Below are 24705 nucleotides of genomic sequence, written 5' to 3'. Positions count from 1 at the left end.
ACGCGCGATCAGGCCGCCTTGATGTCGATCGTCTTGGCGGCCTTCTGGACCTCGGGCTTCTTCGGCAGGGTTACCTTCAGCACACCCTGCTTGAACACGGCCCCGATCTTGTCGGTGTCGACGCCATCCGGGATCTGGAAGGAGCGCTCGAACGCGCCGAAGCTGCGCTCGCGGACATGGTAGTCCTTGCCCTTTTCTTCCTTGTCCTCCTGCTTCTCGCCCTTGATCGACAGCACGCCGCCCGCGACCTTCACCTCGACGGCCTTCTCATCGAGACCCGGCAGCTCCGCCGAGATCTCGTAGGCATTGTCGTGCTCGGCGACGTCGACGGCCGGGGCCGCGGCGAAGGACCGCGCCCGCGCCAGGCTCGGCAACTGGTCGAACAGCGACGGCGTCCGCCAGATCCCGCTGTGGAAGTCTTCGAAGACGCGATCGATCTCGCGTCGCAGGTTCTCGAACGGCCGCCATCCTTGCACGGAAGGGGCATTCGCCTTGTCGGTGTTGACGGGCAGTTTGGTGGGTTCAGCCATGACATCATCCTCCTGCTTGACGCGAGGATCGGCTGTGCAGCGGGATGGCGCGGCGATCGCGCTCGACGAGACCGGCCGGGCTCCGCTCCCTCGCGCTTGGGGTGAGAAATATACCGGCCGCACCCGCGTTCCAGATTGATCGCGATCAAATCCTGGAGCGGCCGCATCGCCGCGCCCTCGGCGTCGGCGCCGCCCTCGTTCGATGCGCGCGCAAAGCTGAACGGGCGCTTGAAATGGTAAACCGGACGTTACCTGCAGCGGCTTGCGCAACGCTTTAGGCGAGAATGCAGAAAGCTTTATGCGCCAATGCCTTACGCCTATTTCAGAAAGCGTGCATAGAGCGGCGCGCTTAGCGTCCAGCGTGCGCAAAGCGGCCAGGCCGCGCCGACAATTGTGAACCGTTTAACAGATTCTCCAGTCCCTCGGGCGAAGGTGTCAGCTCAACAATTCACCACAGGTTTCATGACCGTGACATCCTTCGGACGCGTGATCTCGGTGCGAGGCTCACAAGCCCGCGTCGGCATTCTGCCGACCAGGCAGATGACCGTCTCCGACATCCGCGCGACAGTCGGCCGCTTCATCAGCATCCGCTGCCCCAGCGCCACGATCATCGCGATCATCACCGAGGTCACCAGCGAAGACCTCTCCCAGGCCAAGGAATACGTTGCGACCGCGTCGGTCGATCTGCTCGGCGAGATCCTCGGTCCCGCCGAGCGGCCCAAATTCCAGCGCGGCGTCACCCACTATCCGACCATCGGCGACGCCGTCGACATGATCACCAGCCAGGAGCTGCGCACGATCTACACGCCGACCGCTGGCGACCACATCGACATCGGCGCGCTGCAGCAGGACACGTCCGTGCGCGCCTGCGTCAATGTCGAGGAGATGCTGTCCAAGCATTTCGCGGTGCTCGGCTCGACCGGCGTCGGCAAATCGACTGGCGTATCGCTGCTGCTCAACGAGATCCTGAAGGCGCGGCCGAACCTGCGCATCTTCCTGCTCGACGTCCACAACGAATATGGCCGCTGCTTCGGCGAGAAGGCGCTGGTCTTGAACCCGCGCAATCTGAAGCTGCCGTTCTGGCTGTTCAATTTCGAGGAGATCGTCGACGTCCTGTTCGGCGGCCGTCCCGGCGTGCCCGAGGAACTCGACATCCTCGCCGAGGTGATCCCGCTCGCCAAGGGCATCTACACCCAGTACCAGAACTCCGAGCGCATCGGCCTCAAGCGCATCGACCCGAAGACCGTCGGCTACACCGTCGATACACCCGTTCCCTACCGCCTCGTCGACCTGATCAACCTGATCGACGAGCGCATGGGCAAGCTCGAGAACCGCTCCTCGCGCATCATCTATCACAAGCTGATCTCGCGCATCGAGACGGTGCGCAACGACCCGCGCTACGCCTTCATGTTCGACAACGCCAATGTCGGCGGCGACACCATGGCCGAGGTCATCAGCCATCTGTTCCGCCTGCCCGCCAACGGCCGGCCGATGACGGTGATGCAGCTCGCCGGCTTCCCGGCCGAGGTGGTCGATTCCGTGGTCTCGGTCGTGTGCCGCATGGCGTTCGATTTCGGCTTGTGGAGCGACGGCGTCTCGCCGCTGCTGTTCGTCTGCGAGGAAGCGCACCGCTACGCCTCCGCCGACCGCTCGATCGGCTTCGGCCCGACCCGCAAGGCGATCTCGCGCATCGCCAAGGAAGGCCGCAAATACGGCGTCTATCTCGGCCTCGTCACGCAGCGGCCGGCCGAACTCGACGCCACCATCATCTCCCAGTGCAACACGCTGTTCACGATGCGCCTCGCCAACGAGCGCGACCAGTCGCTGCTGCGCTCGGCAGTGTCGGACGCCGCCGCCAACCTGCTCTCCTTCGTCCCCTCGCTCGGCACCCGCGAGGTGCTGGCGTTCGGTGAAGGCGTCGCGCTGCCGACCCGGCTGCGCTTCAAGGAGGTGCCGCTGCATCAGCTGCCGCGCAGCGAGGCCACGATCGCCACCGTGCGCTCGGTCAATGCCGGACACGACATGCATTTCGTCAGCGCGGTGCTGGAACGCTGGCGCGGTGCCACCTCGAGCCGGGACAACTCGGGCGGCGACGGCGGCGTCGGCAGCCTCGGCGACCGTCCCAGCCTCGGCGAACGTCCGAGCCTCTCCGCCTCGCTGGATGCGCCCATGCTGCAGCCGTCGCTGGGTCTCGACCCCGACCGCTTCTCGCTGCTGAAGAAGCCGCTGCGCTGAGCAGCTCCGTCTGCCGGCGCTTCGAGCTCGAGGCGGACGGTCCGCCGCGCTCGGGCACCGAACTGCGCCTGACAGGTTGCGCGCCCTCTCCGATCGACTAAGGTTCGCGTCCCCGAGACGCCAGCCGGACCCGTTGCCATGACCCAGCCCGCCATCAGCCGCTTCCCCGTCCCCGCCATCGACGCGCTGCCGGACGACATTCGCACGCGCCTGCTCGGTGTGCAGGAGAAGAGCGGCTTCGTGCCCAACGTGTTCCTGACCCTGGCGCACCGCCCCGACGAGTTCCGCGCGTTCTTCGCCTACCACGACGCGCTGATGGAAAAGGACGGCGGGCTGACCAAGGCCGAGCGCGAAATGATCGTGGTGGCGACATCCAGCGCCAACCAGTGCCAGTATTGCGTCATCGCGCATGGCGCGATCCTGCGCATCCGCGCCAAGAATCCCGTCATCGCCGACCAGATCGCGATCAACTACCGCAAGGCCGACATCACGCCGCGACAGCGCGCAATGCTCGACTTCGCGATGAAGGTGGCGCTGGAGGCGCAGACCGTCGGCGACGCCGACTTCAAGGCGCTGGCCGGCCACGGCTTCAGCGACGACGACATCTGGGACATCACCGCCATCGCGGCGTTCTTCGCGCTGTCGAACCGGATGGCCAATGTCACCGGCATGCGCCCCAATGACGAGTTCTACTTGATGGGACGGCTGCCGAAGGCGAAGTAAGCGGATCAGTCGTCCGACGCCGGCCCGCACCAGCCGGGCAGGTAGACGGCGTCATGGCTCTTGGCGAGCGCCAGCGCGTGCTCCATGGCAACGCCGAAGCGATCCTCGACCGTCTTGCGCTTGACCTTGCGGCGCAGGAAATCGGCCCACAGGAACTCGCTGAACGGCGTGGTGTCCTTGGCGAAGCCGCCGGCGCGGCGCAGCTCGCCGGCCAGGCTGCGGAACGGATCGTCCTTCAGATCCGCGACCGTCTTCGGCAGGTCCTTGAAATGCCGCCGCTCGCCCTTGGCATCGTAAGGATAGACCCAGCGCTTGTTGTCCATCACGCCCCAGAACGCCTCGCGATCGACCATCGTGAGGTCGCCGATCACGCTGACGAGCACGTCCTTGACGCCCTCGTCGTGAAGCGCACGGGCGAGGTGATGGTGGTCCACCACGTAGTGCCGCTGGTCCGGGCCGAGCACGACCGGGATCATGTGCTTGCCGAGCAGCTCGGCCTGTTTCGTCTTTTTGTGCGCGCGCCAGCGCTCGCGCTTCTCCTTCACCTCGCGCATTCCGACGGTCATCTGCGTCGGGCGCAGCGACAGGATCGGCACGGGATGCAGCAGCGGCTCGCGGGTATTGGCCATGGGTTTGGCTCCAACGGATTTCGCGGCAATCCCCGGCTGGATTAGCGCCGGCGCGGGTTCCCTCGATATACCAAATGCGGCTGCTACGACACAGCCGCAAGGCGACACGCTCGTCTGATACAGCTCAACAGCGGCAAAGTTTCTTTGTGGGAGGCTGTTCTCGCGTGCTAAGTAAAGAGCATCGGAGTCGAGGCATGAAGACCCAGCGCCCCATGGCAGTGGAGGAAGAGCATCGCGTGGTGCCGTTCCGGCCGCGCAGTGGTCCGGCGCGGCACGTGACCGAAGGCGGGGGTCCGCCGGTGCCTCTGCATCGCCGCCCGCCGGCGGCGCTCGATCTGTCCCGCTACGAGCAGCCGCGCGAGGAGGCCGACGACTTCCGTCACCGCATCCTCGCCAACATCGCCGCCATCGCCTTCACCATCGCCCTCACCGCCATCGGCATCTGGCTGGCGGTGAGCATCGCCGATCTGCGCAAGACCCAGGATTGCCTCCTCACCGGACGACGCGATTGCGCCCGCATCATCACCGAGACCTACACCCCCTGACCCTCACCGACACGGCGGAGCCACCGCCGGTGGCGCATCACAATCCCGCCACAACCGGCGTGCCCGGCTCCATTGAACTCACCGCGACGCTCCGATATACGGGCACACGACTCCTGGGCGACGGGGGTAAAAGGGCTCGCATCAGCGCCTTTCGGGGGCGCGGTGTCCTCTCGTTGCCCTTATCCGGATTAGCTCCAATATATCAAAGGCTTAGTGATGTCCTCAACATTCGATCAGGTCGCCACGATCATCGCTGAAACCTGCGACATCCCGCGCGACACGATCACGCCGGATAGCCACGCCATCGACGATCTGGGCATCGACAGCCTCGATTTCCTCGACATCGCGTTTGCGATCGACAAGGCCTTCGGGATCAAGCTGCCGCTCGAGAAGTGGACGCAGGAAGTCAACGACGGCAAAGCCAGCACCGAGCAGTATTTCGTGCTGAAGAACCTGTGCGCCCGCATCGACGAGCTGGTCGCCGCCAAGGGCGCCTGAGCGCCCGCCATGCAGATCGAATACTTCAAGCTCATCGACCGCATTCTCGACCTCAAGGCGGACGAGAAGACAATCACCGTCGAAGCCAGGGTTCCCACCGAGAGCACGATTTTTGAAGGGCATTTTCCGGGACATCCGATCATGCCCGGCGTGCTGCTGATCGAATCGATGGCACAGACCTCGGGCTGGCTCCTGCTGGCCCTCATGAAGTTCGAGCGGATGCCGTTTCTCGCCGCGGTGAAGGAAGCCAAGATGCGCGGCTTCGTGACGCCTGGCGAGGTGCTGACGGTGGAAGCCAACGTGATCCACGAAGGGTCCGGCTACGCAATGACGGAAGCGCGGGTGAAGGTCGCCGGCAAGCTGCGCTCGAACGCGAGCCTGACCTTCAGCCACGTCCCCTTCCCCAATCCGGAATTGCGCGGACACATGGACGCCGAGGCCAAGCGCATCGGCTTTCCGCAACAGGCGCTGCAGCGATGAGTGAGACCACAGCCGTGACCGAGCCCGTGGAAGTCTGGATCACCGGCATTGGTCTTGCGACCTCGCTCGGCGAAGGCCTCGATGCGAACTGGCAAGCCCTCAACGCCGGCCAGATCAATGTCGACGAGACGGGCTTCGCGCCCTACATCGTGCATCCCTGGGCGAAGGTGAACCTCGAAGCGCAGATCCCGAAAAAGGAACAGCGCCAGATGGAGGCGTGGCAGCGCATCGGCACCTATGCCGCCGGGCTTGCGCTGGATTCCGCGGGCCTCAAGGGCAACAAGGACATCCTGTCCCGGATGGACATGATCGTCGCCGCCGGCGGCGGCGAGCGCGACATCTCCGTCGACACCGCCATTCTCAACGCCGAGGCGCAGGGCAACTGCACGCCGGGCTTCCTCAACGACCGGCTGATGAGCGACCTGCGCCCGACGCTGTTCCTGGCGCAACTGTCCAATCTGCTCGCCGGCAACATTGCGATCTCGCACGGCGTCTGCGGCACGTCGCGCACCTTCATGGGCGAAGAGGTCGCCGGCGTCGACGCTTTCAAGATCGCGCTGGCGCGCATCGCCGGCCGCCAGAGCGACATTGCGCTGGTCGGCGGCTCGCACAATGGCGAGCGCAAGGACCTGCTCGTGCTCTACGAGTTCGGCGACTATAATCTGAAGAACCAGTTCAAGCCAGTGTGGGCGCGCCAGGACCATCCGGGCTTCGCGCTGGGATCGGCCGGCGCGTTTCTGGTGCTGGAATCCAGGCCGCATGCGGAGGCGCGCGGCGCCAAGCCGCTGGCGCGGCTGAGCAAGGTCGTCGCCGACCGCGCCCGCCGCAAGGAGGCAGGCGCCGTGACCGGGACGCTGGACCGGCTGTGGTCGGCACTCGACGTTCACGAGGCGCCGGGCGCCATCATCACCGGGGCCACCGGGGCCGAACCCGTGACATCAGAGGAGCGCGCCTTCCTCGATCACCACAAGTCGTTCGCCGTCCGGTCGAGCGGCACCCGCTTCGGTCATACGATGGAGGCGCATTTCGCGCTCGATCTTGCACTTGCCGCGCTCTCGATTTCTCGCGGCGCACTGTTCGCGCCCGGTGACACTTCGGGTGTCGAGAGCGAGATGAAGGAGGCTCCGACCCAGATCGTGGTGGTCGGCGCCGGCCATTACCGCGGCGAAGGCATGGCCTTGGTCGAAGCTGTCAAGTGAACGCGGCGCGCGGCTAGAGACGACGCGACGGGGGACATCATGAGTGTACGCGACAAGTTTGGACGCCCCATCGTGGTCGTGACGGGCATGGGCATCGTCACTTCGCTCGGGGCCGGCAAGTCGGACAATTGGAGCAAGCTGGTGGCTGGCGAGTCCGGCATTCGCACCATCACGCGCTTCCCGATCGACGGCTTGAAGACGACGATGGCCGGCACGGTCGACTTCGTGCCCGTGGCGCCGTTCACGTCGACGGGACTGTCCGAGCGGCTCGGCCACATGGCCGTCGAGGAAGCGATCGCGCAGGCCGGGATCGGCTTCAAGGGCGATTTCCCGGGCCCGCTGTTCCTGGCCGTCGCGCCGGTCGAGATCGAGTGGCCGCAGCGGCTCGAGCTCGCCCATGAGGTCGGCGGGACGAACTTCAGCTATGATGATCTCCTGAAGGTCTGCGGCGGCGGCAAGTTCGTCAACTATCACCACCGCTTCCTGTTCGGCTCGGTCGCGGATTCGCTGTCCGACACGTTCGGCACCAAGGGCTCGCCGATCTCGCTGTCGACCGCCTGCGCCTCCGGTGCGACCGCGATCCAGCTCGGCGTCGAGGCGATCCGGCGCGGCGAGACCGATGTCGCGCTGTGCGCGGCCACCGAAGGCTCGGTGAACCCGGAAGGCCTCGTTCGGTTTTCGCTGCTGTCGGCGCTGTCGACGCAGAACGATCCGCCGCAGGCCGCCTCCAAGCCGTTCTCCAAGAACCGCGACGGTTTTGTCATGGCCGAAGGTGCCGGCGCGCTGGTGCTGGAGAGCTACGACGCGGCGATCGCGCGCGGCGCAAAAATCCTCGGCGTCGTCGCCGGCTGCGGCGAACTGACCGATTCCTTCCACCGCACCCGCTCCTCGCCCGACGGCAAGCCGATCATCGGCTGCATCCGCAAGGCGCTGGCCGACGCCGGCATGGCACCGGAGCAGATCGACCACATCAACGCCCACGGCACCGCGACGCCGGAGAACGACAAGATGGAGTATGTCGGCGTGTCTGCCGTGTTCGGCGAGCGCGCGAGCAAGATCCCTGTGTCGTCCAACAAGTCGATGGTCGGCCACACCATCTCCGCGGCCGGCGCGGTCGAGGCGATCATCTCGTTGCTGACGCTGGAGCATCAGCTGATCCCGCCGACCATCAACTACGACATTCCGGATCCAGCGATCCTGTTCGACGTGGTCGGCAACACCGCCCGCGAGGCGCGCGTGACTGCCGTGATGTCGAACTCGTTCGGCTTCGGCGGCCAGAACGCCTCGCTGATCCTGACCCGCGAACCGGCCTGATCCGCCTGTCGCATCGATGAGTCTCATTCCCCTCCGGACCAAGCTCGTCATCCGTCAGAAGGTGAAGTCGCTTGGGTCCTCGGCCGTCGGCGCGCTCACGGTCGGGATGCTCAAGACGACGCGCTATTTCGATCCGCAGAAGACGGCCGACCGCTTCGCGCACATCGCGCAGTGGATCGGCCCCAAGCTGCGCGAGCAGCGCATCGGCCGCGATAATCTCACCAAGGCCTTCCCGGAGAAGTCGCCGGAGGAGATCGAGCGGATCCTCGCCGGTGTGTGGGACAATCTCGGCCGCGTCGGCGCCGAGTTCGCCCATCTCGACAAGATCTGGGACTATGACGAGGAGCATCCCGAGCGCAGCCGGATCGAGCTGACACCGCGGACACACGAGCTGTTTCATCAGCTCCGCCTCGACGGCAAGCCGGCGCTGATCTTCGCCAGCCACCTCGCCAATTGGGAGATGCCGGCGCTTGCGGCGGTCGCCCACAAGCTCGACACCGCGATCCTGTACCGCCGGCCCAACATCGCCGCCGCCGACCGCATCATCCAGGAGATGCGGCAGGTCAAGATGGGCACGCTGGTGCCCGCCGGCCGCGACGCTCCGCTGCGGCTCGCCGAGGCGCTGAGGGCCGGCCAGCACGTCGCAATGCTGGTCGATCAGTACCTGACCGGCGGCGTCGAGGTGACGTTCTTCGGCCGCAAGACACGGGCTAATCCGATGCTGGCGCGCCTCCTACGCCAGGTCGAATGCCCCGTGCATGGCGTGCGCATCATCCGCCTCCCCGGCAACCGCTTCCGCGCCGAGCTGTCGGAGGAGGTAAAGCCGGTGCGGACGGCCGATGGCCAGATCGACATCCAGGGTACGACGCAGGCGGTCACCGACGTGGTGGAAAGCTGGGTGCGCGAATATCCGGAGCAATGGCTCTGGCTGCACCGGCGCTGGCGGTAGTCGGCGCAGTAAATTCCGCTACAGGGAAGCAAAACTGCAGTATCATTTTCCGCTGGCGGGCTATTCGAAGAAAATACTTACCTCTTCTGCCGGCGCTCGCTACCTTGGCGCCGTATCCGACAAGCTGTTCGGAAGCGTCAGGGAGGATGAGCGCGAATGTTTTCGCATGTGATGATCGGCACCAACGACCTCGACAAGGCCAAGGCCTTCTACGACAAGCTGCTCGGCACGCTCGGCGTGAGACCGGCCCGCGTCGACGGCCACCGCATCTTCTACATCACGCCGACCGGTATCTTCTCCGTGTCGAAGCCGATCAACGGCCAGCCGGCAACGCCGGCCAACGGCGGCACGATCGGTTTCGCTTGCACCTCTTCGGAACAAGCCGACGCCTGGCATGCGGCGGGCCTCGAAGCCGGCGGCACCACCTGCGAAAACCCGCCCGGCATCCGCGAGGGCTCGGCCGGCAAGCTGTATCTCGCCTACCTGCGCGACCTCGACGGCAACAAGCTGTGCGCCATGCACCGGCTGGCGTGAGCTCTCGCTGACGTCATTGCGAGGAGCAACGCGACGAAGCAATCCAGGATCTCGGTGTCGGCCCTGGATTGCTTCGCGTCGCTCGCAATGACGGCAGTGCGAACTAGCGCCCCGTCTTCACCTTCGTCCAGAGCCGGTTGATGATCCGCTGTGTCGCCGGCTCGCGGGCGGTGATGACGAACAGCTTCTTCAGCGTCGCGTCGTCCGGGTAGACGTTCTTGTCGCCGAGGATCTTCGGGTCGATCAGCTTCTGGCTGGCCAGGTTGCCGTTGGCATAGGATAGGAAGTCGGAGTTCTTGGCGGCGACCTCGGGGCGATAGAGGTAGTTGATCAGCGCATACGCCTCGGCTGCGTGCGGCGCATCGGCGGGGATGGCGAGATTGTCGAAGAACATCTGCGCGCCCTCTTTCGGGATCGCGTAGCCAATCTCGATGCCGTTCTTGGCTTCCTCGGCGCGGCTGCGCGCCTGCATGATGTCGCCGGACCAGCCGACGACGAGGCAGATCTCGCCGGTGGCGAGCGCGCTCAGATATTCCGAGGAATGAAACTTGCGCACGGAGGGTGCGACCTTGCCGACCACCTCGGCGGCCTTCTCCAGGTCTGCCTGCTTGGTCGAGTTGGGATCGAGGCCGAGATAGTTCAGTGCCGCCGGGAAGATGTCGTCGGCGGAGTCCAGCATGTGGACGCCGCAATCCTTGAATTTGGCGAGGTTCTCCGGCTTGAACACCATGTCCCAGCTGTCGACCCGCGCGCCAGCGCCCAGGACCTTCTCGATGGCCTTGACGTTGTAGCCGATGCCCGTCGTGCCCCACATGTAGTTGGCGGCAAACTGGTTGCCGGGATCGTAGATGGCGAGACGCTCGGTCACGACGGGCCAGGCATTGGCGAGGTTCGGCAGCTTCGCCTTGTCCAGCGGCTGGAAGATCCTGGCCTTGATCTGGCGCTGCAGGAAGTACGCGGTCGGCACCACGACGTCATAGCCGGACTTGCCGGCGAGCAGCCGCGTCTCCAGGGTCTCGTTGGCGTCGAAGGTGTCGTAGACGACCTTGATGCCGGTTTCCTTGGTGAAGTCGTCAAGGACACCGGGCGCCATGTAGTTCGACCAGTTGTAGAAGTTCACGACGCGCTCTTCAGCCCGGCCAGCCGACGCCGAAAGCGTCAGCACCGCGGCGGCCAGCGCCACAGCCGAACGAATACAGCCGCGCATCATGGAGCTCGTCTCCTAGCGTCGATGAATGGCGTCGGACAGGCGCTCCAGCGCCGTATCGAGGGTCGCATCCTTCTTGGCGAAGCAGAACCGGACCACTGATGTCACCGGGTCCTTCTCATAGAAGGCCGACACCGGGATCGCCGCCACCTTGTAGTCGTGGACGATGCGCCGGCAGAACTGCTCGTCGGTTTCGTTGAGACCGAGCGGCGACAGGTCCACGGTGAGGAAATAGGTTCCCTGTGCCTTCAGGACGGGAAAGCCGAGACGTTCGAGCCCGGCAGTGAGCCGGTCGCGGCTGCGCGCCAGCTCGGCGCGCATGTCGACGAAATAGTCGTCGGACTTGCCGAGCCCATAGGCGACGGCCATCTGCAGGTTCGGCGCGGTCGTGAAGGTCAGGAACTGATGCACCTTGGCGGCGACCCGCAGCAGCTGCGGCGCGGCGCAGACGAAGCCGATCTTCCAGCCGGTCAGCGAGAAGATCTTGCCGGCAGAGCCGACCTTGATGGTGCGGTCGCGCATGCCGGAAATGGTGATCAGCGGAATGTGCTCGCGGCCGTCGAACACGACGTGCTCCCAGACCTCGTCGCAGATTGCGACCGAATCGAACTCCTGGCAGAAGCGCGCCAGCAGCTCGAGGTCTTCGCGCGGATAAACCACGGCCGCGGGGTTGAGCGGGTTGTTGAACAGCACCGCCTTGGTCTTCGGCGAGAACGCCTGCCGCAGCATCTCCTCCGACAGCCGCCAATGCGGCGGCTCCAGGCGCAGCAATTTTGGAATGCCGCCGGCTTGGCGGATGATCGGCAGGTAGGAATCATAGACCGGCTGGAAGCAGATCACCTCGTCGCCCGGCTCGACCACCGACAGGATCGCCGAGGTCAGCGCCTCGGTGCCGCCTGAGGTGACCATCACCTCGCTCATCGGGTCGAGATCGAGTCTGTGCCAATGCTTGTAGTGCGCTGCGATCGCCTGGCGCAGCTCCGGCAGGCCCATCATCGAGGGATACTGATTGTAGCCGTTCAGCACCGCATCGGCCGCGGCGCGGCGGATGTCCTCGGGGCCGGGATCGTCGGGAAAGCCCTGCCCCAGATTGATCGCGTTGTTGTCGCGCGCGAGCTGCGACATCTGCTCGAAGATCGTGACGGGCAGATCGGCGAAGACCTTGTTCTGCGAGATCATGATGCCCTGTCAGCCGCCGGACTTGATCGGCAGGCCGGCCGCTTTCCAGCCGAGCATCCCGCCTTGCAGATGCTTGTCATACGGCAGGCCGGCCGCCTGCGCGGCCATCGACGCGGTGACGGAGCGCTTGCCGGAGCGGCAGGCGAACACAACGTCCTTGCCTTGGGGATCGGGGATCAGCTTGGGGTCGAAGCTCGACAGCGGAACAACAATGCCGTCCGGATAGGCTTCCGCAGCAACTTCGTTCGGCTCGCGTACGTCGACCAGAAGGATCTTTCCCTCGGCGATCCCCTTGGCCACGTCCTGCGGGGTCAAATCGTGCACAACAGCCACGCCCATCCTCCAAGCCTTCACTGGAGCCGTATCAGGCCCCGAACCGGCGCCAAACTCGCCCCAGACGCGGGGAAAATCAAGCGCTTCGGCAAGCTCTCGACAGCCGTCCGCACGGTCAGATCGTGACCTGCGTGCCGACCTCGACGACGCGTCCGCTCGGGATCTGGAAATAGTCGGTCGCATCGTTGGCGGACCGGCTCAGGGAGATGAACAGATGGTCCTGCCAACGCGGCATGCCCGAATGCGCCGCCGGCTTCAGCGCACGGCGCGACAGGAAGAACGACGTCGACATGATGTCGAACTGCCAGCCGAGCTTGCGCGCGATCGCCAGCGCCCGCGGCACGTTCGGTGATTCCATGAAGCCGAAGCGCAGGGTGACCTTGGAGAAGGTCGGGCTGATCTGCTCCAGGCGCACCCGCTCCGACGGATCGATGCGCGGCGTCGGCGCGGTCTCGATGGTCAGGATGACGTTCTTCTCGTGCAGCACCTTGTAGTGCTTGAGGCTGTGCATCAGCGCGGTCGGCGCGCTCAGGGGATCCGAGGTCAGAAACACGGCCGTGCCGGGCACCCGCTGCGGCGGACGCTTCTCGAGCATCGCGACCAGGTCGGCGAGCGGGAATTCCAGCTTGCGCGACTTGTCGAACAGCAGCCGGCTGCCGCGCCGCCACGTGTACATCAGCGTCATGACGAAGCCGCCCAGCGCCAGCGGCACCCAGCCGCCCTCCAGCACCTTCAGGAGGTTCGCCGACAGGAAGGTCAGGTCCAGGAACAGGAACGGCGCGATCAACGCGGCGGCCGCCAATGGCGACCACCTCCAGACCTTCCAGATCACGACGAAGCCCATCATCGCCGTCACCACCATGGTCCCGGTGACCGAGATGCCGTAGGCGGACGCCAGCGCGCTGGAGGATTTGAACAGCAGCACCAGCAGCACCACCGAGACCAGCAGCAGCTTGTTGATGCGCGGAATGTAGATCTGGCCGGAATGCGACTCGGAGGTGTGGCGGACCTCGAAGCGCGGCAGCAGGCCGAGCTGGATCGCCTGCCGGGTCAGCGAATAGGCGCCGGTAATGACGGCCTGGCTGGCGATGACGGTCGCCACGGTGGCCAGCGCCACCATCGGGATCAGCGCCCACTCCGGGAACATCAGAAAGAACGGGTTCTCGATTGCCTTGGCATCGGCAATCACCAGCGCGCCCTGACCGAGATAATTCAGCGCCAGCGACGGCAGCACGACGAACAGCCAGGCGGTCTGGATCGGCCGCTTGCCGAAATGACCGAGGTCGGCATAAAGCGCCTCGGCCCCCGTCACCGCCAGGAACACGGCGCCGAGCGTGATGAAGCCGATGATGCCGTGATGCAGCATGAAGGTCACGGCGTTGAGCGGGTTGATCGCCCACAGCACCTCGGGATGGTGTAGAATCGGCGGCAATGCCGCGATTCCGATGACCGCGAACCAGATCAGCATGATCGGGCCGAAGAACGCCGCCACCTTGGCGGTGCCGCGGACCTGGACCGCAAACAGCATGACCAGGATGATGATCGTGAGCGGCACGACATAGGGGTCGAACGCGGCCGTCACGAGCTTGATACCCTCGATGGCCGACAACACGGACAAGGCCGGCGTGATCACCGCGTCGCCATAGAACAGCGCGCCCGAGATGATGCCGAGAAGAACGATGATGCTGGCGCCGCGGGCCACCCCGCGCTGGGCCAGCGCCATCAGCGCCAGCGTGCCACCCTCGCCATGGTTGTCGGCACGCAGCAGGATGACGACGTATTTCAGGGTCACCACGACGATCAGCGCCCAGAGAATCAGCGACACGACGCCCAGGACGGCATGCGGTGCGGCCTCGCCGCCGCTGCTGGCGGCCATCACGGCTTCGCGCAGCGCGTAGAGCGGGCTGGTGCCGATGTCGCCATAGACGACGCCGATGCTCCCCAGGGTCAGCGCGGTGAAGCTGGCCGTGGAATGGGCATCGCCATGCCCGTTGGCCGCCGGCGTTTCCGCGGGCGTTGCTGCGACATCAGCTGTCATTTGGAGGTAGCCCTTCGAGGCCTCGTTGATGCTTCACTGCACAAAATGGCAGAGCGCGCGGCTTATAGCTGTAGGGGTCTTATAAAGACCCGCAGATATTGCAGGCCAGAACCGCAGTTTGACATAGCTGAAGCTTAGCGGAGGTGGAGCCCCCGATCAGATCGTTACCTGAGTACCGACCTCGACCACCCGCCCCGTCGGAATCTGGAAATAGTCGGTCGCATCGTTAGCCGACCGGCTGAGGCCGATGAACAGGTGATCCTGCCAGGCCGGCATACCCGACTGGGACGACGGCTTCAGCGAGCGCCGCGAGACGAAGAACGACGTCGACATGATGTCGAACTGCCAGCCGAGTTTTCGCGCCACTGCGAGGGCCCGCGGCACGTTGGGCGACTCCATGAACCCGAAGCGCAGCCGCACCTTGGAGAACTTCTCGCTGATCTTCTCCATGCGCACCCGCTCCGAGACGTCGACGCGGGGCGTCTGCGCGGTCTCGATGGTCAGGATGACGTTGTGCTCGTGCAGCACCTTGTTGTGCTTGAGGTTATGCAGCAGCGCCGTTGGCACAGAGGTCGGATCGCTGGTGAGGAACACCGCGGTCCCCTTCACGATGTGCGGCGGCCGCTTCTCCAAGCTCGCAATCAGGTCGTCCAGCGGCACCTCGATCTTGCGAGTCTTGAGCATCAGGATTGACGAGCCGCGACGCCAGGTCCAGATCGTGGCCGCCATGGCAGCGCCGAACAGCAGCGGCACCCAGGCGCCCTCGAACAGCTTGAGCAGGTTGGCGGCGAAGAACGTCATGTCGACGACGACGAAGGGAACGATGATCGCAGCCGCCACTGCGGCGCGCAGGTTCCAGAGCTTCCAGATCACCACGAAGCCCATGATGCCGTCGGCCACCATGGTGGTCGACACCGCGATACCGTAAGCGGACGCGAGGTTGCTGGAGGTCCTGAACAGCAGCACCAGCAGCATGACACCGATCAGCAGCAGCCGGTTGACGCGCGGCAGATAGATCTGCCCGGCGTGGCTTTCCGAGGTGTAGCGGACCTCGAAGCGCGGCAGCAGGCCGAGCTGCACCGCCTGGCTGACCAGCGAATAGGCACCGGTGATCACCGCCTGGCTCGCGATCACGGTCGCGGCCGTCGCCAGCACCACCAGCGGCAGCAGCAGCAATTCGGGCACCATCCGGTAGAACGAGTTCTCGATCGCGGCCGGGTCGGACAGCACCAGCGCGCCCTGCCCGAAATAGTTGATCAGCAGCGACGGAAGCACGAAGAACAGCCACGCCGACTGAATCGGCTTGCGGCCGAAATGACCGAGGTCGGCGTAAAGCGCCTCGCCGCCGGTGACCGCGAGAAACACCGCTCCCAGGGTGACCAGGCCGATGGTCCCATGCGACAGCATGAACTGCACCGCATAATAGGGATTGATCGCCGCGAGCACGGACGGGTCGTCGCTGATGTGAACGATCCCCATCACGGCGAGGCTTGCGAACCAGGCGACCATCACCGGCCCGAACGCCGTCGCAACCCGCGCCGTTCCCTTGCTCTGCACGGTAAACAGCACAACCAGGATGAACACGGTGAGCGGTACCACGTAGTGCTCGAGCGCAGGCGCCGCGAGCTTGAGGCCTTCCACCGCCGAGAGCACCGAAATCGCCGGCGTGATCATCGAATCGCCGATGAACATCGAGGCACCGATGACGCCCAGCGCCATCAGGAACATACTGCGGCGGCCCAGCGCGCGCTGGCCGAGCGCCATCAGCGACAGCGTTCCACCCTCGCCGTTGTTGTCCGCCCGCAGCAGCAGCAGCACGTATTTCGCGGTCACCACGATGAACAGCGACCAGAGGATCAGGGAGAGCACGCCCAGCACGATGATGCGCGACACCGGCTGTCCCTGGGCAGCGCCCGTGGCGGCCTCGCGGAAGGCGTAGAGGGGCGAGGTACCGATGTCGCCGAAAACGACGCCGATGCTGCCAAGCGTCAGCCCCCAGAACCCTGAGGCCGTCGCGGTTTCCTGTCCTTCGGTCGATGTCGCCGTGGCCGTCATGTCGCTTGGAACGCATTTTCCCGTTTGGCCCGGCGCGTGTGAACGCAGACCGGCCGCAGGTCAAGTCTCTACCATAGCAGACCTCGGGTCCCGGCCTGTCAGCGAACAGACTGGCGTGCACAGATGTCTCGTGCCGCACCGCAGGAGGTCGCTCCGCGGCGAAAGGCTTGCAGCAGCGAATGTTGGGACAGTCACCAGCAAATCAAGGGCTTGGCAGCAACATCGATTCCGTTCGCAAAACGTCCGTGCGGCAATGTGATGCAGCGGGACGAGGTACGACTAAGGCTTCAGGTCCGGAGGCAAGGGCGGATCTTCCCGCATTAGGGTGATCGTCACGCGGCGGTTGGCGGCCAGCGAGGGGTCGTCGGGGAACAGCGGCTGGGTATCCGCCTTGCCGGAGACCGCGAAGATATGGCCCGGCGGCAGCCCTTCCCGCTCCAGAATCTGGCGCACGGCGTTGGCGCGATCCGCCGACAGGTCGAAGCCGCCATAGTCGCTGCGGGCTGGAACGAAGCCGGCAGCCGTATGCCCGGTGATCTGGACCCGAAGCGGGGTCGCCTTGAGCGGGCCGGCCAGCTTCTCGATCAGGCGCCGCGTGCGATCATAAGGCACCTTCGACCCGTCCGCGAACATCGAGCGTCCGTCCTGATCGACGATCTCCAGGTTCAGCCCCTGCTTGGTCTCCTCGAACATGATGTGCTTGGAGATCTCGGTCATCTCCGGCATGTCCTGCAAGGCCTGACGCAGCGAAGCGGAGGCCAGCGCGAATTGCCGGTCGGTCTTGAGCTTGGCGCCGTTGGTATGCTGGCGCTCCTCCTGCTCGGGGCTCGGATCGCGCGCCGTCTCCTCCGGCGAAATATGGGCGGCGTTCTTCAGCTTCGGGCGGGTCGGCAGGCCGTCGGATTCAACGATACCGGAATAGCGCGACTCGTTCTGCACACCAAAGGCCTCGCGCATCGAGCCGGCGACGATCTTCAGCTTGTTGTTGTCCATGGTGGAGAACGCGACGAGCATCACGAAGAAGCTCATCATGAGACCCATCAGGTCGGCGAAGGTCACGAACCAGCCGTGCCCGCCGCCATGCGCGTCGCCCCGTTTCTTCTTGGCCATCCCCTAGCTCCGGTGCACGCCCCCACCCCGACGACGGCCTAGGCCGGCACCGGCTCCCCTTCGGCATGGCGATGCTTCTCAGGCAGGTAGGCCAGCAGCATCTCCCGGACCAGCGCTGGGCTCTTGGAGTCGCGGATCATCAGGATGCCGTCGATGATCAGCGTGCGATTGGTCTCCTCGTCGAGCAGCTTGCCGTGCAGCTTGTCGGCGATCGGCAGACAGAACAGGTTCGCGACCAGCGCGCCGTACAGCGTCGCGAGCAGCGCGGTCGCCATGAATGGGCCGAGCTTCGAGGGGTCGGTCATGTTGGCGAACATCTGCACCATGCCGATCAGGGTGCCGATCATGCCGAACGCCGGCGCGCAATCGCCGATCGCGCGGTAGATCTTGCTGCCCTCGTCGAGGTGCATCAGGAAATTGTCGCGGTCGCGCTCGAGATTGTCGCGGATGAATTCGAGGTCGTAGCCGTCGGCCACGTAGCGGATGCCCTTGGCGAGGAACGGCTCGTCCGTCTCGACCTTTTCAAGCCCGACAGGCCCCTGCTTGCGGGCGATTTCGGCAATGCGGGCGAGCTCGTCGACCAGGTCGCGCGCTGAAAGCCGGCTCATCGTGAAGGCGAACTTGGCGCCGAGCGGCAGGCCGTGCAGCATCGCCCCGAGCGGGAAGCGGATCATGGTCGCCGCGATCGAGCCGCCGAAAATGATGATCATGGCGTGCTCGCTGACGAACATCTCGACGTCGCCGCCGAGCAACATCATCGTCGCGATCACGATGAAGCCGGCGACCAGCCCGGCGCCCGTCATAATATCCATGAGCCAACTCCACCCGCTTGACCGAACCAGCGTCCGTGCTGGACGGACCCCCGGCACAAATGCTGCCGCGCAGCCCGACATTACGTCTGCGCCATTAAGGACGCGTTACTGAATTTGGTAGGCATAATGAGAGGTTAACGGACGACGGCCGCGCAGCTTACATGCGGCCGTCGCACTCAGGCTGCCGCCGCGCCGGGCTTGAGCAGGTTCGCTTCGGCGAAATCAACCGCCTGCTCGAACGACTTCTGCATCTTGTTGACGATCTCGAGCATCTGCGCCGGCTCCATCGTCGCCGAGCCCAGCTCGAGCTCGCGAGACAGCCGCGACAAGGCTGAGAATCCGAACGTCGCCGACGAGCTCTTGATCGAATGCGCCTCGCGCTTCATTTCCAGGCGATCTTCGAACTTGCTCGCGAGCTTGCCGAACTTGCTGGACGTATCGTCGAGGAACGTCCGCAGCACTTCCAGCGCATCCTCCTCGCCGAGCTCGGAAATCAGGATCTGGTAGACGGTAGCGTCAAACTGCACCAAGTCGGTCATGCGACAAGCCTTTCCTTGTGTGTGGCAGCGGCCGCGCGGAGCAGAGCGGCGTTCAGTCGATCACGCGTGACCGGCTTGGTCACGAAGTCGTTCATGCCGGCCTCCGTGCAGACCAGATGATCCTGGCTGGTGGCGTTGGCCGTCAGAGCGATGATGTAGATGTCCTGACCGGGCGGCGGCAGCGAGCGGATCATCCGCGTTGCCGTCACGCCATCCATCTCCGGCATCATCATGTCCATGAGGATGAGGTCGTAAGCCTGCTTCTGCACGGCGGCGACCGCCTGGGTGCCGTTCTCGACGAGCTCATAAGTATGGCCGAGCTTGTCCAGCAGCTTCTTGATCACGAACTGATTGGTCAGATTGTCTTCCGCGACGAGAATATTGAGCGGCTCGACGCTGGCCGGACGCTCCTCCTTGGCGGCCTCGCCGGCGGGCACGATGGTCGCCTCGGGCGCGCCGACCTGCTCCACCTCCGGCTGCGGCTGTGGCTGGACCTCGATCGTAAACGTGAACGTGCTGCCTTCGCCGACCTTGCTCTGGACCTTGATGTCTCCGCCCATGCAGGTGACGAGGCGCTTGCAGATCGCGAGTCCGAGACCAGTGCCGCCGAAGCGGCGCGAGATCGAGTTGTCGACCTGGGAGAACTGCTTGAACAAGCGCCCGACCGCTTCGGCCGGAATTCCGACGCCGGTGTCGGCAACCGAAAACACCAGGGTGAGGTCCGGTCCGGCGAGGTTCTCGGCTCGCACGTCGACATGCACGCTGCCGGCCTCGGTGAATTTGAGCGCGTTGCCGACGAGATTGAACAGCACCTGGCGCAGCCGGGCGGGATCGCCCACCACGTAGTTCGGGACTTCAGGCGCGATCGACGTCGTCAGCTGAAGCCCCTTCTCCTTGGCGCGGGAGGCCAGAAGCTCGGCCGTCGCGGTGACGGAGCGGTGGAGGTCGAATTCGATATGCTCGATCTCCAGCCGGTCGGCATCGAGCTTCGAAAAATCGAGCACGTCGTTGAGCAGCTGCAGCAGGTAGTCCGCCGACTCCCGCAAGGTCGTGGCGATCTTGCGCTGCTCCGGCACCAGATCGGCCGACAGCAGCAGGTCGGCAAGTCCGATGACGCCATTCATCGGGGTGCGGATCTCGTGGCTCATCATCGCCAGGAACTCCGACCGCGCCCGTGTGCCGGCCTCGGCTGCATCGCGTGAGGCGGCGAGACCGGCCTGATAGCGCGCGATCAGGATGGTGATGATGCCGATGACCACCGTCAGCAGCCCCCCGATCAGCAGAGCGCGATCGCGATTGAGTTTGAAGCTGGCGAAGACCTCGTCGGCCGCCTGGCCGACGATGACGACCAGCGGCTGCCCCTTGATCTGCTGGAAGGAGTAGATGCGGGTGACGCCGTCGATCAGACTGCTGATGGTGTAGGAGCCGCTGCTCTTTTGCTGGATCGCGGTCATCACCGGGCTGTTCGCGAGCGAGGATCCGACGCCGGCCGAACCGGCGGAAGCACGCGCGCGCACGATGCCGTCGAGGCCGATGAGGGTGACGTTGCCCCTCTTCCCGAGATCGACCGAGTTGTAGAAGCTCGACAAGTATGCAGGGTCGAGCGAAACGACCACGACTCCTCCGAACGAGCCGTCGGACAAGATGATCCGGCGGGTCAGCTGGATCGACCATTTGTTGGAGACCCGGCCGAGGATCGGCTTGCTGATGAACAGGAAATCATCCTTGCCATCGGCGTGGACGCGGAAATGCTCGCGATCGTGGAGATCGAGGCCACGCATCTTCGGATCGATGTTGCTGGACAGCATGATGCCGTCCTTGCCGATCACCACGACCTGGAACGAGACGTCGGAGAGGAACTGGCTGTTCTTCCACCACAGCGACATATCGAAATTCTGCGGATCCCTGGCATAGGAATCGCGGACATAGAGCAGCGTCTGATCCGCGGCACGGATCGAGCGGATGATCTGCTCCTCGAAGACGCGCGCAAGGTTGGCGCCGTTCTTCAGCGCCGACTGCTCGGTGCGCGAATAGTCCTCGGAGATCGTGTAGAGGATGCCCGCCCATACCAGCGCGATCGCCGACAGGCCAATCACGGCGCTGCCGAAATGGCCGACCATCCGGACCATCTTGTCGACGGACTGGTCGATCCAGCCGAACAACGGCATCGATTTGGATATCAGCCTGCGCATGTGCTTCGCCCTCGAGCGACATGCGTACCGGGACAGGCTAGCGATCAGGTAAAGCTTGATGGATAAAATCTTCTCAACGGGCGAGATCTGCTTAACCTTGGGCCCGAGAGACGGCATTATGGGTATTTGGTAACCGCGGCTGCGACGCCCCCGTAATCATCCGGATGAGCTTCGATCGGGAAAGCGGCCCCGCTATTTCAGCCTGATCTTCGGAATGCTGGACTGGCTCAGCCGCTCCATGGATGGGAGGCCGTAGACCTCCACGATCGTCTCCTGATCTTTCTGGTAGAGCAGCATCACCTTGTCATCGGCAATCTGCTGGACGGCATCCAAACGCCCCACTCCATCGAGCAGCTTTCTGAAGCCGCCGCCCTGCACGTCGCTCACCGCGACCGAGACGGCGTCCTTGCTCGTCAATCGTCCGTCGCCGTTGGAGTCCTTTTCGACGACCGCGTAGATGATGCCGACTGCTTGGCGCGGCTGCTCCGGCACGGACCGCATCTGGCGGAACAGGAACTGGCTCGACACGATCAGCTGGCCGCCGGTTGGGAACAGCCACCGCGGCTGGCTGACCGACGGATCGAGGAACAGATAGTTGACGACGTTCGTGTCGCTGGTCTTGTCGTAGTAGAGGGACCCGCCGAACGATTGACTCCGGTAGAGAGGTATCTGGACGTAGGAAGTGCCGTCGATGATGGACGGGCGGCCGAGGACGAGATCCTCGGAGATCTTGTCCTGCTCGCTGACGTTCACCACGTTCGTGACGCGGCGATCGCGCGTTTCCTCCTTGAAGATGCGCAACATCGCATAGCAACCGATGACGAGAAACACGAGCGCGCCGATTGCAATCGCCAGCGCATTGAAGCGCCAGACATATCGGAAGAACACCCGGCCGCTTCGTATCGCCATGCCATTCATCTCCCGCCCTCCCTGCAAAAATGCCCTCACCTTCAACGTGAGGGCATTTTCGTCGTCACCCGCAGCGAGGGCGTCAGTGGATCTCGGCCGACCGCTTCAGCGCGTCCTTCAGCTTCTCGAGCGAGAAATCGGCCGAGCGCGCGATCTCCAGGATCGGCGTCTCCCGGCGGCCGCAGAGTTCGGCCGCTTCGGGCAGCTTGGCGGCGATGTCGGCCGGGATCACGATGGCGCCGTGACGATCGGAATGGATGAGATCGTCGGAGCGCACCGTCATTCCGGCGACACGGACCTGGCCGCCGAAGCTCTCGGCATGCACCCAGGCATGCGACGGCCCGATCGAGCCGGCCAGCGCCTGGAATCCCGGCGCCCATTGCGGGACGTCGCGGACGGAGCCGTCGGTGATCACGCCGAGGCAGCCGAGCGCCTTGTGCACATTGCTCTGCACCTCGCCCCAGAACGCGCCGTAGCCGATGTCGGGACCGTCGACGTCTTGGATCACCACAATGCGCGGACCATGGCCGGTGCCGACATACTCGTAATAGGCGATGCGTTGCCGGGCCTGCTCATCGGCCGGAAGGCTCGATTTGACGACGGAGCGGATCGTCGCGGTGCGCGCATAGCCAACCATCGGCGGCAGATCGGGGAATGGGCAGACCAGCGGCTTGGTCGTGTAGCCGATCAGGCGGCGCTCGGGGGCCACGATCTCCATCGCATTGCAGATCGTCGGCGTATCGTAGCGCGCGAGGGCCTCGAGGACCGAGGGGGCGAGCGGCGCGGCGGCAGGACTTGTCACTGGCGTTTTCTCCGGATGATGGGCGGCATTCAAAGGCCGTCCCTGTCATCCGGTATAGACGAGGCCTCACCGGCCGGCAAAGCGCCGGCGGGTCTGCCGGCCCTGCGTTCAGTGCAGCCGTTCGGGCGGACGCTGCTCCTGCTCGGCTGCAGGCGCGGTCGGAGCGAACGGCGCCGCCGACGGTGCGGGCGCCTGGGACGCGGCCGCCGCAGTGCCGAGCGCCGCTGCATGCTTGGCGGCCTGCTGGCGATACATGCGCCAGCCGAACGGCAGGCCGAGGATGTAGAGGATCGAGCCCGCCGACAGGATCTGCCAGGGATAGACCACGAGCAGCGCGACGAAGAACACCACCGATGCGAACACCGGCAGCACCAGCTCGGGCGACACCCGCATCCGCGTCGTCTTGCCGGAGAACACCGGCAGACGGGAGACCATCAGGAACGCGATCAGCAGGGTGTAGAACGCCGTCAGCAGCGCGGGCGGCTTCGGCACGCCCAGGAAGGCCAGATAGACCGGCAGCAGCACCGTGATCGCGCCGGCCGGCGCCGGTACGCCGGTGAAGAAGTTGGCGGCGAACGGCGGCTTGTTGGGATCGTCGATGCTGGCGTTGAAGCGGGCCAGCCGCAGGCCGCCGCTGATGGCATACATCATGGCGGCGATCCAGCCGCCGTCGCGCAGCTCATGGAGCTGCCAGAAATACAGGATCAGGCCCGGTGCGACGCCGAAATTGACGAAATCGGCAAGGCTGTCGAGCTCGGCGCCGAATTTCGACTGCCCCTTGATCAATCGCGCGATGCGGCCGTCAATGCCATCCAGGAAGGCGGCAAACACGATGGCGCCGACCGCGAGTTCCATGCGGCCCTCGGTCGACAGCCGGATCGCGGTCAGCCCGGCGCAGATCGCCAGCAAGGTGATCATGTTCGGCACCAGCAACCGCACCGGGATCGGACGGAAGCGGCGACGGCGCAGTTCGGAAGAGGTCGGATCGAAGCTCATGATCACACCGCAGAGTGGCTGGTCTGGATCTTGTGCCGGAGTGCGACCCAAGGTCCCGTTAATGAGTCATTCCGAGCCCGTGAGGGTTCATTGGCTCCGGAACGTCAGGCCGGGCACGGCCACGTCGAAATCGGCCAGGATGGTTTCGCCGGCGATGGCGGTCTGTCCCTCGGAGACCAGAACCTCGGTGCCATCAGGAAAATAGACGTCGAGGCGCGAACCGAAACGGATCAGCCCGAAGCGCTCGCCTGCCCCGATGGTCTGGCCCTCGCGCACGAACGACACGATCCGGCGCGCCACAAGGCCGGCGATCTGGACGACGCCGATCTTGCCGTGAGGCGTCGAGATCGCCAGCGAGTTGCGCTCATTGTCCTCGCTCGCCTTGTCGAGCTCGGCGTTGATGAAGGCGCCCGGGCGGTAGGCGATCTTCTCGATCCGGCCGGCCACCGGGCTGCGATTCACGTGCACGTTGAACACGCTCATGAAGATCGACACCCGCAGCAACGGCCGGTCGCCGAGGCCGAGCTCGGCCGGCGGCAAGGCGCGGGTGATCATGGAGATGCGCCCGTCGGCTGGCGCGACCACGAGCCCCTCCCGCTGCGGCGTGACGCGGATCGGATCGCGGAAGAACAGCGCGCACCAGACGGTGAGCAAGGTGCCGATCCAGCCGAGCGGCGTGAAGATCCAGAACAGGATCAGGCTGACCAGGGCGAAGGCGCCGATGAACGGGTAGCCCTCGGGATGGATCGGCGGGATCTGGGCACGGATGGAATTGCTGATCGACATGGCCTGCTTCGTTGAGATGGTGTCCCTCTGACGTCAGAGCGGACCGCCGCCTTGACTAGGTCGCTGCGCGGCGAAGGTCAAAATGATTCCTTAACTGTGGATCAAGGCGGT

The 24705-nt window shown here is 64.9% G+C and carries 24 protein-coding genes; 9 read left to right on the top strand and 15 right to left on the bottom strand.

The annotated features are described in order from the left end of the window. Nucleotides 1-8 precede the first annotated feature (8 nt). The gene (locus tag ACQR07_RS17225) at nt 9-530 is read right to left on the bottom strand and encodes an Hsp20/alpha crystallin family protein (RefSeq protein WP_434903431.1); all 522 of its coding nucleotides are present in this window, start codon (nt 528-530) and stop codon (nt 9-11) included. A 462-nt stretch (nt 531-992) separates the two neighbouring features. On the opposite strand from ACQR07_RS17225, the gene ACQR07_RS17220 reads away from it, so the two are divergent. Then, nucleotides 993-2765 (top strand): ATP-binding protein, encoded by a 1773-nt coding sequence (locus tag ACQR07_RS17220; RefSeq protein ID WP_434903430.1) that lies wholly within the window; start codon nt 993-995, stop codon nt 2763-2765. Nucleotides 2766-2903: 138 nt separating this feature from the next. Next, a complete protein-coding gene (locus ACQR07_RS17215) occupies nt 2904-3488 on the top strand; it encodes a peroxidase-related enzyme (protein ID WP_434903429.1) in 585 nt (194 codons plus the stop codon). Nucleotides 3489-3493: 5 nt separating this feature from the next. On the opposite strand, the gene ACQR07_RS17210 is transcribed toward ACQR07_RS17215, so the two are convergent. Then, a complete protein-coding gene (locus ACQR07_RS17210) occupies nt 3494-4117 on the bottom strand; it encodes a ParB-like protein (RefSeq protein ID WP_434903428.1) in 624 nt (207 codons plus the stop codon). 194 nt (nt 4118-4311) lie between these two features. On the opposite strand from ACQR07_RS17210, the gene ACQR07_RS17205 reads away from it, so the two are divergent. The 7 genes from ACQR07_RS17205 to ACQR07_RS17175 all read left to right on the top strand — a co-directional run bounded on the left by ACQR07_RS17205 (nt 4312) and on the right by ACQR07_RS17175 (nt 9636). Further along, nucleotides 4312-4662: a hypothetical protein gene (locus tag ACQR07_RS17205; RefSeq protein WP_434903427.1), complete on the top strand. Its 351-nt coding sequence runs from the start codon at nt 4312-4314 to the stop codon at nt 4660-4662. 216 nt (nt 4663-4878) lie between these two features. Further along, nucleotides 4879-5160 carry an acyl carrier protein gene (locus tag ACQR07_RS17200; protein WP_006609130.1) on the top strand — a complete coding sequence of 94 codons (282 nt, stop codon included), beginning with the start codon at nt 4879-4881 and terminating at the stop codon, nt 5158-5160. 9 nt (nt 5161-5169) lie between these two features. Then, nucleotides 5170-5640: a 3-hydroxyacyl-ACP dehydratase FabZ family protein gene (locus ACQR07_RS17195; protein ID WP_434864537.1), complete on the top strand. Its 471-nt coding sequence runs from the start codon at nt 5170-5172 to the stop codon at nt 5638-5640. Beyond that, nucleotides 5637-6839 carry a beta-ketoacyl-ACP synthase gene (locus ACQR07_RS17190; RefSeq protein ID WP_434903426.1) on the top strand — a complete coding sequence of 401 codons (1203 nt, stop codon included), beginning with the start codon at nt 5637-5639 and terminating at the stop codon, nt 6837-6839. The genes ACQR07_RS17195 and ACQR07_RS17190 overlap by 4 nt, the downstream gene beginning before the upstream one ends. 39 nt (nt 6840-6878) lie before the next feature. Then, on the top strand, nt 6879-8153 hold the full coding sequence (locus ACQR07_RS17185; RefSeq protein ID WP_434903425.1) for a beta-ketoacyl-ACP synthase: 1275 nt from the start codon (nt 6879-6881) through the stop codon (nt 8151-8153). Between the two features lie 16 nt (nt 8154-8169). Then, a complete protein-coding gene (locus tag ACQR07_RS17180; RefSeq protein WP_434903424.1) occupies nt 8170-9102 on the top strand; it encodes a lipid A biosynthesis lauroyl acyltransferase in 933 nt (310 codons plus the stop codon). Between the two features lie 156 nt (nt 9103-9258). Further along, nucleotides 9259-9636, top strand: a complete 378-nt coding sequence (locus ACQR07_RS17175) for a VOC family protein (protein WP_434903423.1) — start codon at nt 9259-9261, stop codon at nt 9634-9636. Between the two features lie 103 nt (nt 9637-9739). Here the strand turns inward: ACQR07_RS17175 and ACQR07_RS17170 are convergent, their stop codons facing one another. The 13 genes from ACQR07_RS17170 to ACQR07_RS17110 all read right to left on the bottom strand — a co-directional run bounded on the left by ACQR07_RS17170 (nt 9740) and on the right by ACQR07_RS17110 (nt 24612). Next, entirely contained in the window at nt 9740-10846 is a 1107-nt protein-coding gene (locus ACQR07_RS17170) for a polyamine ABC transporter substrate-binding protein (protein WP_434903422.1), read from the bottom strand. A 12-nt stretch (nt 10847-10858) separates the two neighbouring features. Next, on the bottom strand, nt 10859-12022 hold the full coding sequence (locus ACQR07_RS17165; protein ID WP_434903421.1) for an aminotransferase: 1164 nt from the start codon (nt 12020-12022) through the stop codon (nt 10859-10861). Between the two features lie 9 nt (nt 12023-12031). Beyond that, nucleotides 12032-12361: a rhodanese-like domain-containing protein gene (locus ACQR07_RS17160; RefSeq protein ID WP_434903420.1), complete on the bottom strand. Its 330-nt coding sequence runs from the start codon at nt 12359-12361 to the stop codon at nt 12032-12034. A gap of 109 nt (nt 12362-12470) precedes the next feature. Beyond that, on the bottom strand, nt 12471-14393 hold the full coding sequence (locus ACQR07_RS17155; protein WP_434903419.1) for a potassium transporter Kup: 1923 nt from the start codon (nt 14391-14393) through the stop codon (nt 12471-12473). Between the two features lie 156 nt (nt 14394-14549). Continuing rightward, the gene (locus tag ACQR07_RS17150) at nt 14550-16448 is read right to left on the bottom strand and encodes a potassium transporter Kup (protein ID WP_434903418.1); all 1899 of its coding nucleotides are present in this window, start codon (nt 16446-16448) and stop codon (nt 14550-14552) included. A 279-nt stretch (nt 16449-16727) separates the two neighbouring features. Beyond that, on the bottom strand, nt 16728-17558 hold the full coding sequence (locus ACQR07_RS17145) for a flagellar motor protein MotB (RefSeq protein WP_434903417.1): 831 nt from the start codon (nt 17556-17558) through the stop codon (nt 16728-16730). A gap of 38 nt (nt 17559-17596) precedes the next feature. Further along, nucleotides 17597-18370: a motility protein A gene (locus tag ACQR07_RS17140; protein WP_434864548.1), complete on the bottom strand. Its 774-nt coding sequence runs from the start codon at nt 18368-18370 to the stop codon at nt 17597-17599. Nucleotides 18371-18546: 176 nt separating this feature from the next. Then, nucleotides 18547-18909, bottom strand: a complete 363-nt coding sequence (locus ACQR07_RS17135) for an Hpt domain-containing protein (protein ID WP_434903416.1) — start codon at nt 18907-18909, stop codon at nt 18547-18549. Further along, a complete protein-coding gene (locus tag ACQR07_RS17130; RefSeq protein ID WP_434903415.1) occupies nt 18906-21101 on the bottom strand; it encodes an ATP-binding protein in 2196 nt (731 codons plus the stop codon). The genes ACQR07_RS17135 and ACQR07_RS17130 overlap by 4 nt, the downstream gene beginning before the upstream one ends. A gap of 192 nt (nt 21102-21293) precedes the next feature. Beyond that, nucleotides 21294-22010 carry a hypothetical protein gene (locus tag ACQR07_RS17125; protein WP_434903414.1) on the bottom strand — a complete coding sequence of 239 codons (717 nt, stop codon included), beginning with the start codon at nt 22008-22010 and terminating at the stop codon, nt 21294-21296. 82 nt (nt 22011-22092) lie between these two features. Further along, complete coding sequence (locus ACQR07_RS17120; RefSeq protein ID WP_434864553.1) at nt 22093-22812, bottom strand: RraA family protein; 720 nt, start codon at nt 22810-22812, stop codon at nt 22093-22095. Between the two features lie 108 nt (nt 22813-22920). Beyond that, entirely contained in the window at nt 22921-23808 is an 888-nt protein-coding gene (gene pssA, locus ACQR07_RS17115) for a CDP-diacylglycerol--serine O-phosphatidyltransferase (protein WP_434903413.1), read from the bottom strand. Nucleotides 23809-23895: 87 nt separating this feature from the next. Further along, the gene (locus ACQR07_RS17110; protein ID WP_434865119.1) at nt 23896-24612 is read right to left on the bottom strand and encodes a phosphatidylserine decarboxylase; all 717 of its coding nucleotides are present in this window, start codon (nt 24610-24612) and stop codon (nt 23896-23898) included. Nucleotides 24613-24705 lie beyond the last annotated feature (93 nt).

Origin of the sequence: Bradyrhizobium sp. HKCCYLS20291, from assembly GCF_051167715.1 — a bacterium.
Classification (GTDB): domain Bacteria; phylum Pseudomonadota; class Alphaproteobacteria; order Rhizobiales; family Xanthobacteraceae; genus Bradyrhizobium.
The sequence above is the reverse complement of the archived record's forward strand: the minus strand, read 5'-3'. Positions and strand labels throughout refer to the sequence as shown.

Excerpts from the sequence above, each read along its gene's own strand:
- ACQR07_RS17170 (WP_434903422.1), bottom strand. The coding sequence starts at position 10,846 with ATGATGCGCGGCTGTATTCGTTCGGCTGTGGCGCTGGCCGCCGCGGTG.
- pssA (WP_434903413.1), bottom strand. The coding sequence starts at position 23,808 with ATGAGCTTCGATCCGACCTCTTCCGAACTGCGCCGTCGCCGCTTCCGT.
- ACQR07_RS17210 (WP_434903428.1), bottom strand. The coding sequence starts at position 4,117 with ATGGCCAATACCCGCGAGCCGCTGCTGCATCCCGTGCCGATCCTGTCG.
- ACQR07_RS17140 (WP_434864548.1), bottom strand. The coding sequence starts at position 18,370 with ATGGATATTATGACGGGCGCCGGGCTGGTCGCCGGCTTCATCGTGATC.
- ACQR07_RS17200 (WP_006609130.1), top strand. The coding sequence starts at position 4,879 with ATGTCCTCAACATTCGATCAGGTCGCCACGATCATCGCTGAAACCTGC.
- ACQR07_RS17155 (WP_434903419.1), bottom strand. The coding sequence starts at position 14,393 with ATGACAGCTGATGTCGCAGCAACGCCCGCGGAAACGCCGGCGGCCAAC.
- ACQR07_RS17135 (WP_434903416.1), bottom strand. The coding sequence starts at position 18,909 with ATGACCGACTTGGTGCAGTTTGACGCTACCGTCTACCAGATCCTGATT.
- ACQR07_RS17205 (WP_434903427.1), top strand. The coding sequence starts at position 4,312 with ATGAAGACCCAGCGCCCCATGGCAGTGGAGGAAGAGCATCGCGTGGTG.
- ACQR07_RS17160 (WP_434903420.1), bottom strand. The coding sequence starts at position 12,361 with ATGGGCGTGGCTGTTGTGCACGATTTGACCCCGCAGGACGTGGCCAAG.
- ACQR07_RS17150 (WP_434903418.1), bottom strand. The coding sequence starts at position 16,448 with ATGACGGCCACGGCGACATCGACCGAAGGACAGGAAACCGCGACGGCC.
- ACQR07_RS17180 (WP_434903424.1), top strand. The coding sequence starts at position 8,170 with ATGAGTCTCATTCCCCTCCGGACCAAGCTCGTCATCCGTCAGAAGGTG.
- ACQR07_RS17145 (WP_434903417.1), bottom strand. The coding sequence starts at position 17,558 with ATGGCCAAGAAGAAACGGGGCGACGCGCATGGCGGCGGGCACGGCTGG.
- ACQR07_RS17215 (WP_434903429.1), top strand. The coding sequence starts at position 2,904 with ATGACCCAGCCCGCCATCAGCCGCTTCCCCGTCCCCGCCATCGACGCG.
- ACQR07_RS17130 (WP_434903415.1), bottom strand. The coding sequence starts at position 21,101 with ATGCGCAGGCTGATATCCAAATCGATGCCGTTGTTCGGCTGGATCGAC.
- ACQR07_RS17175 (WP_434903423.1), top strand. The coding sequence starts at position 9,259 with ATGTTTTCGCATGTGATGATCGGCACCAACGACCTCGACAAGGCCAAG.
- ACQR07_RS17220 (WP_434903430.1), top strand. The coding sequence starts at position 993 with ATGACCGTGACATCCTTCGGACGCGTGATCTCGGTGCGAGGCTCACAA.
- ACQR07_RS17165 (WP_434903421.1), bottom strand. The coding sequence starts at position 12,022 with ATGATCTCGCAGAACAAGGTCTTCGCCGATCTGCCCGTCACGATCTTC.
- ACQR07_RS17185 (WP_434903425.1), top strand. The coding sequence starts at position 6,879 with ATGAGTGTACGCGACAAGTTTGGACGCCCCATCGTGGTCGTGACGGGC.
- ACQR07_RS17225 (WP_434903431.1), bottom strand. The coding sequence starts at position 530 with ATGGCTGAACCCACCAAACTGCCCGTCAACACCGACAAGGCGAATGCC.
- ACQR07_RS17190 (WP_434903426.1), top strand. The coding sequence starts at position 5,637 with ATGAGTGAGACCACAGCCGTGACCGAGCCCGTGGAAGTCTGGATCACC.
- ACQR07_RS17195 (WP_434864537.1), top strand. The coding sequence starts at position 5,170 with ATGCAGATCGAATACTTCAAGCTCATCGACCGCATTCTCGACCTCAAG.
- ACQR07_RS17125 (WP_434903414.1), bottom strand. The coding sequence starts at position 22,010 with ATGGCGATACGAAGCGGCCGGGTGTTCTTCCGATATGTCTGGCGCTTC.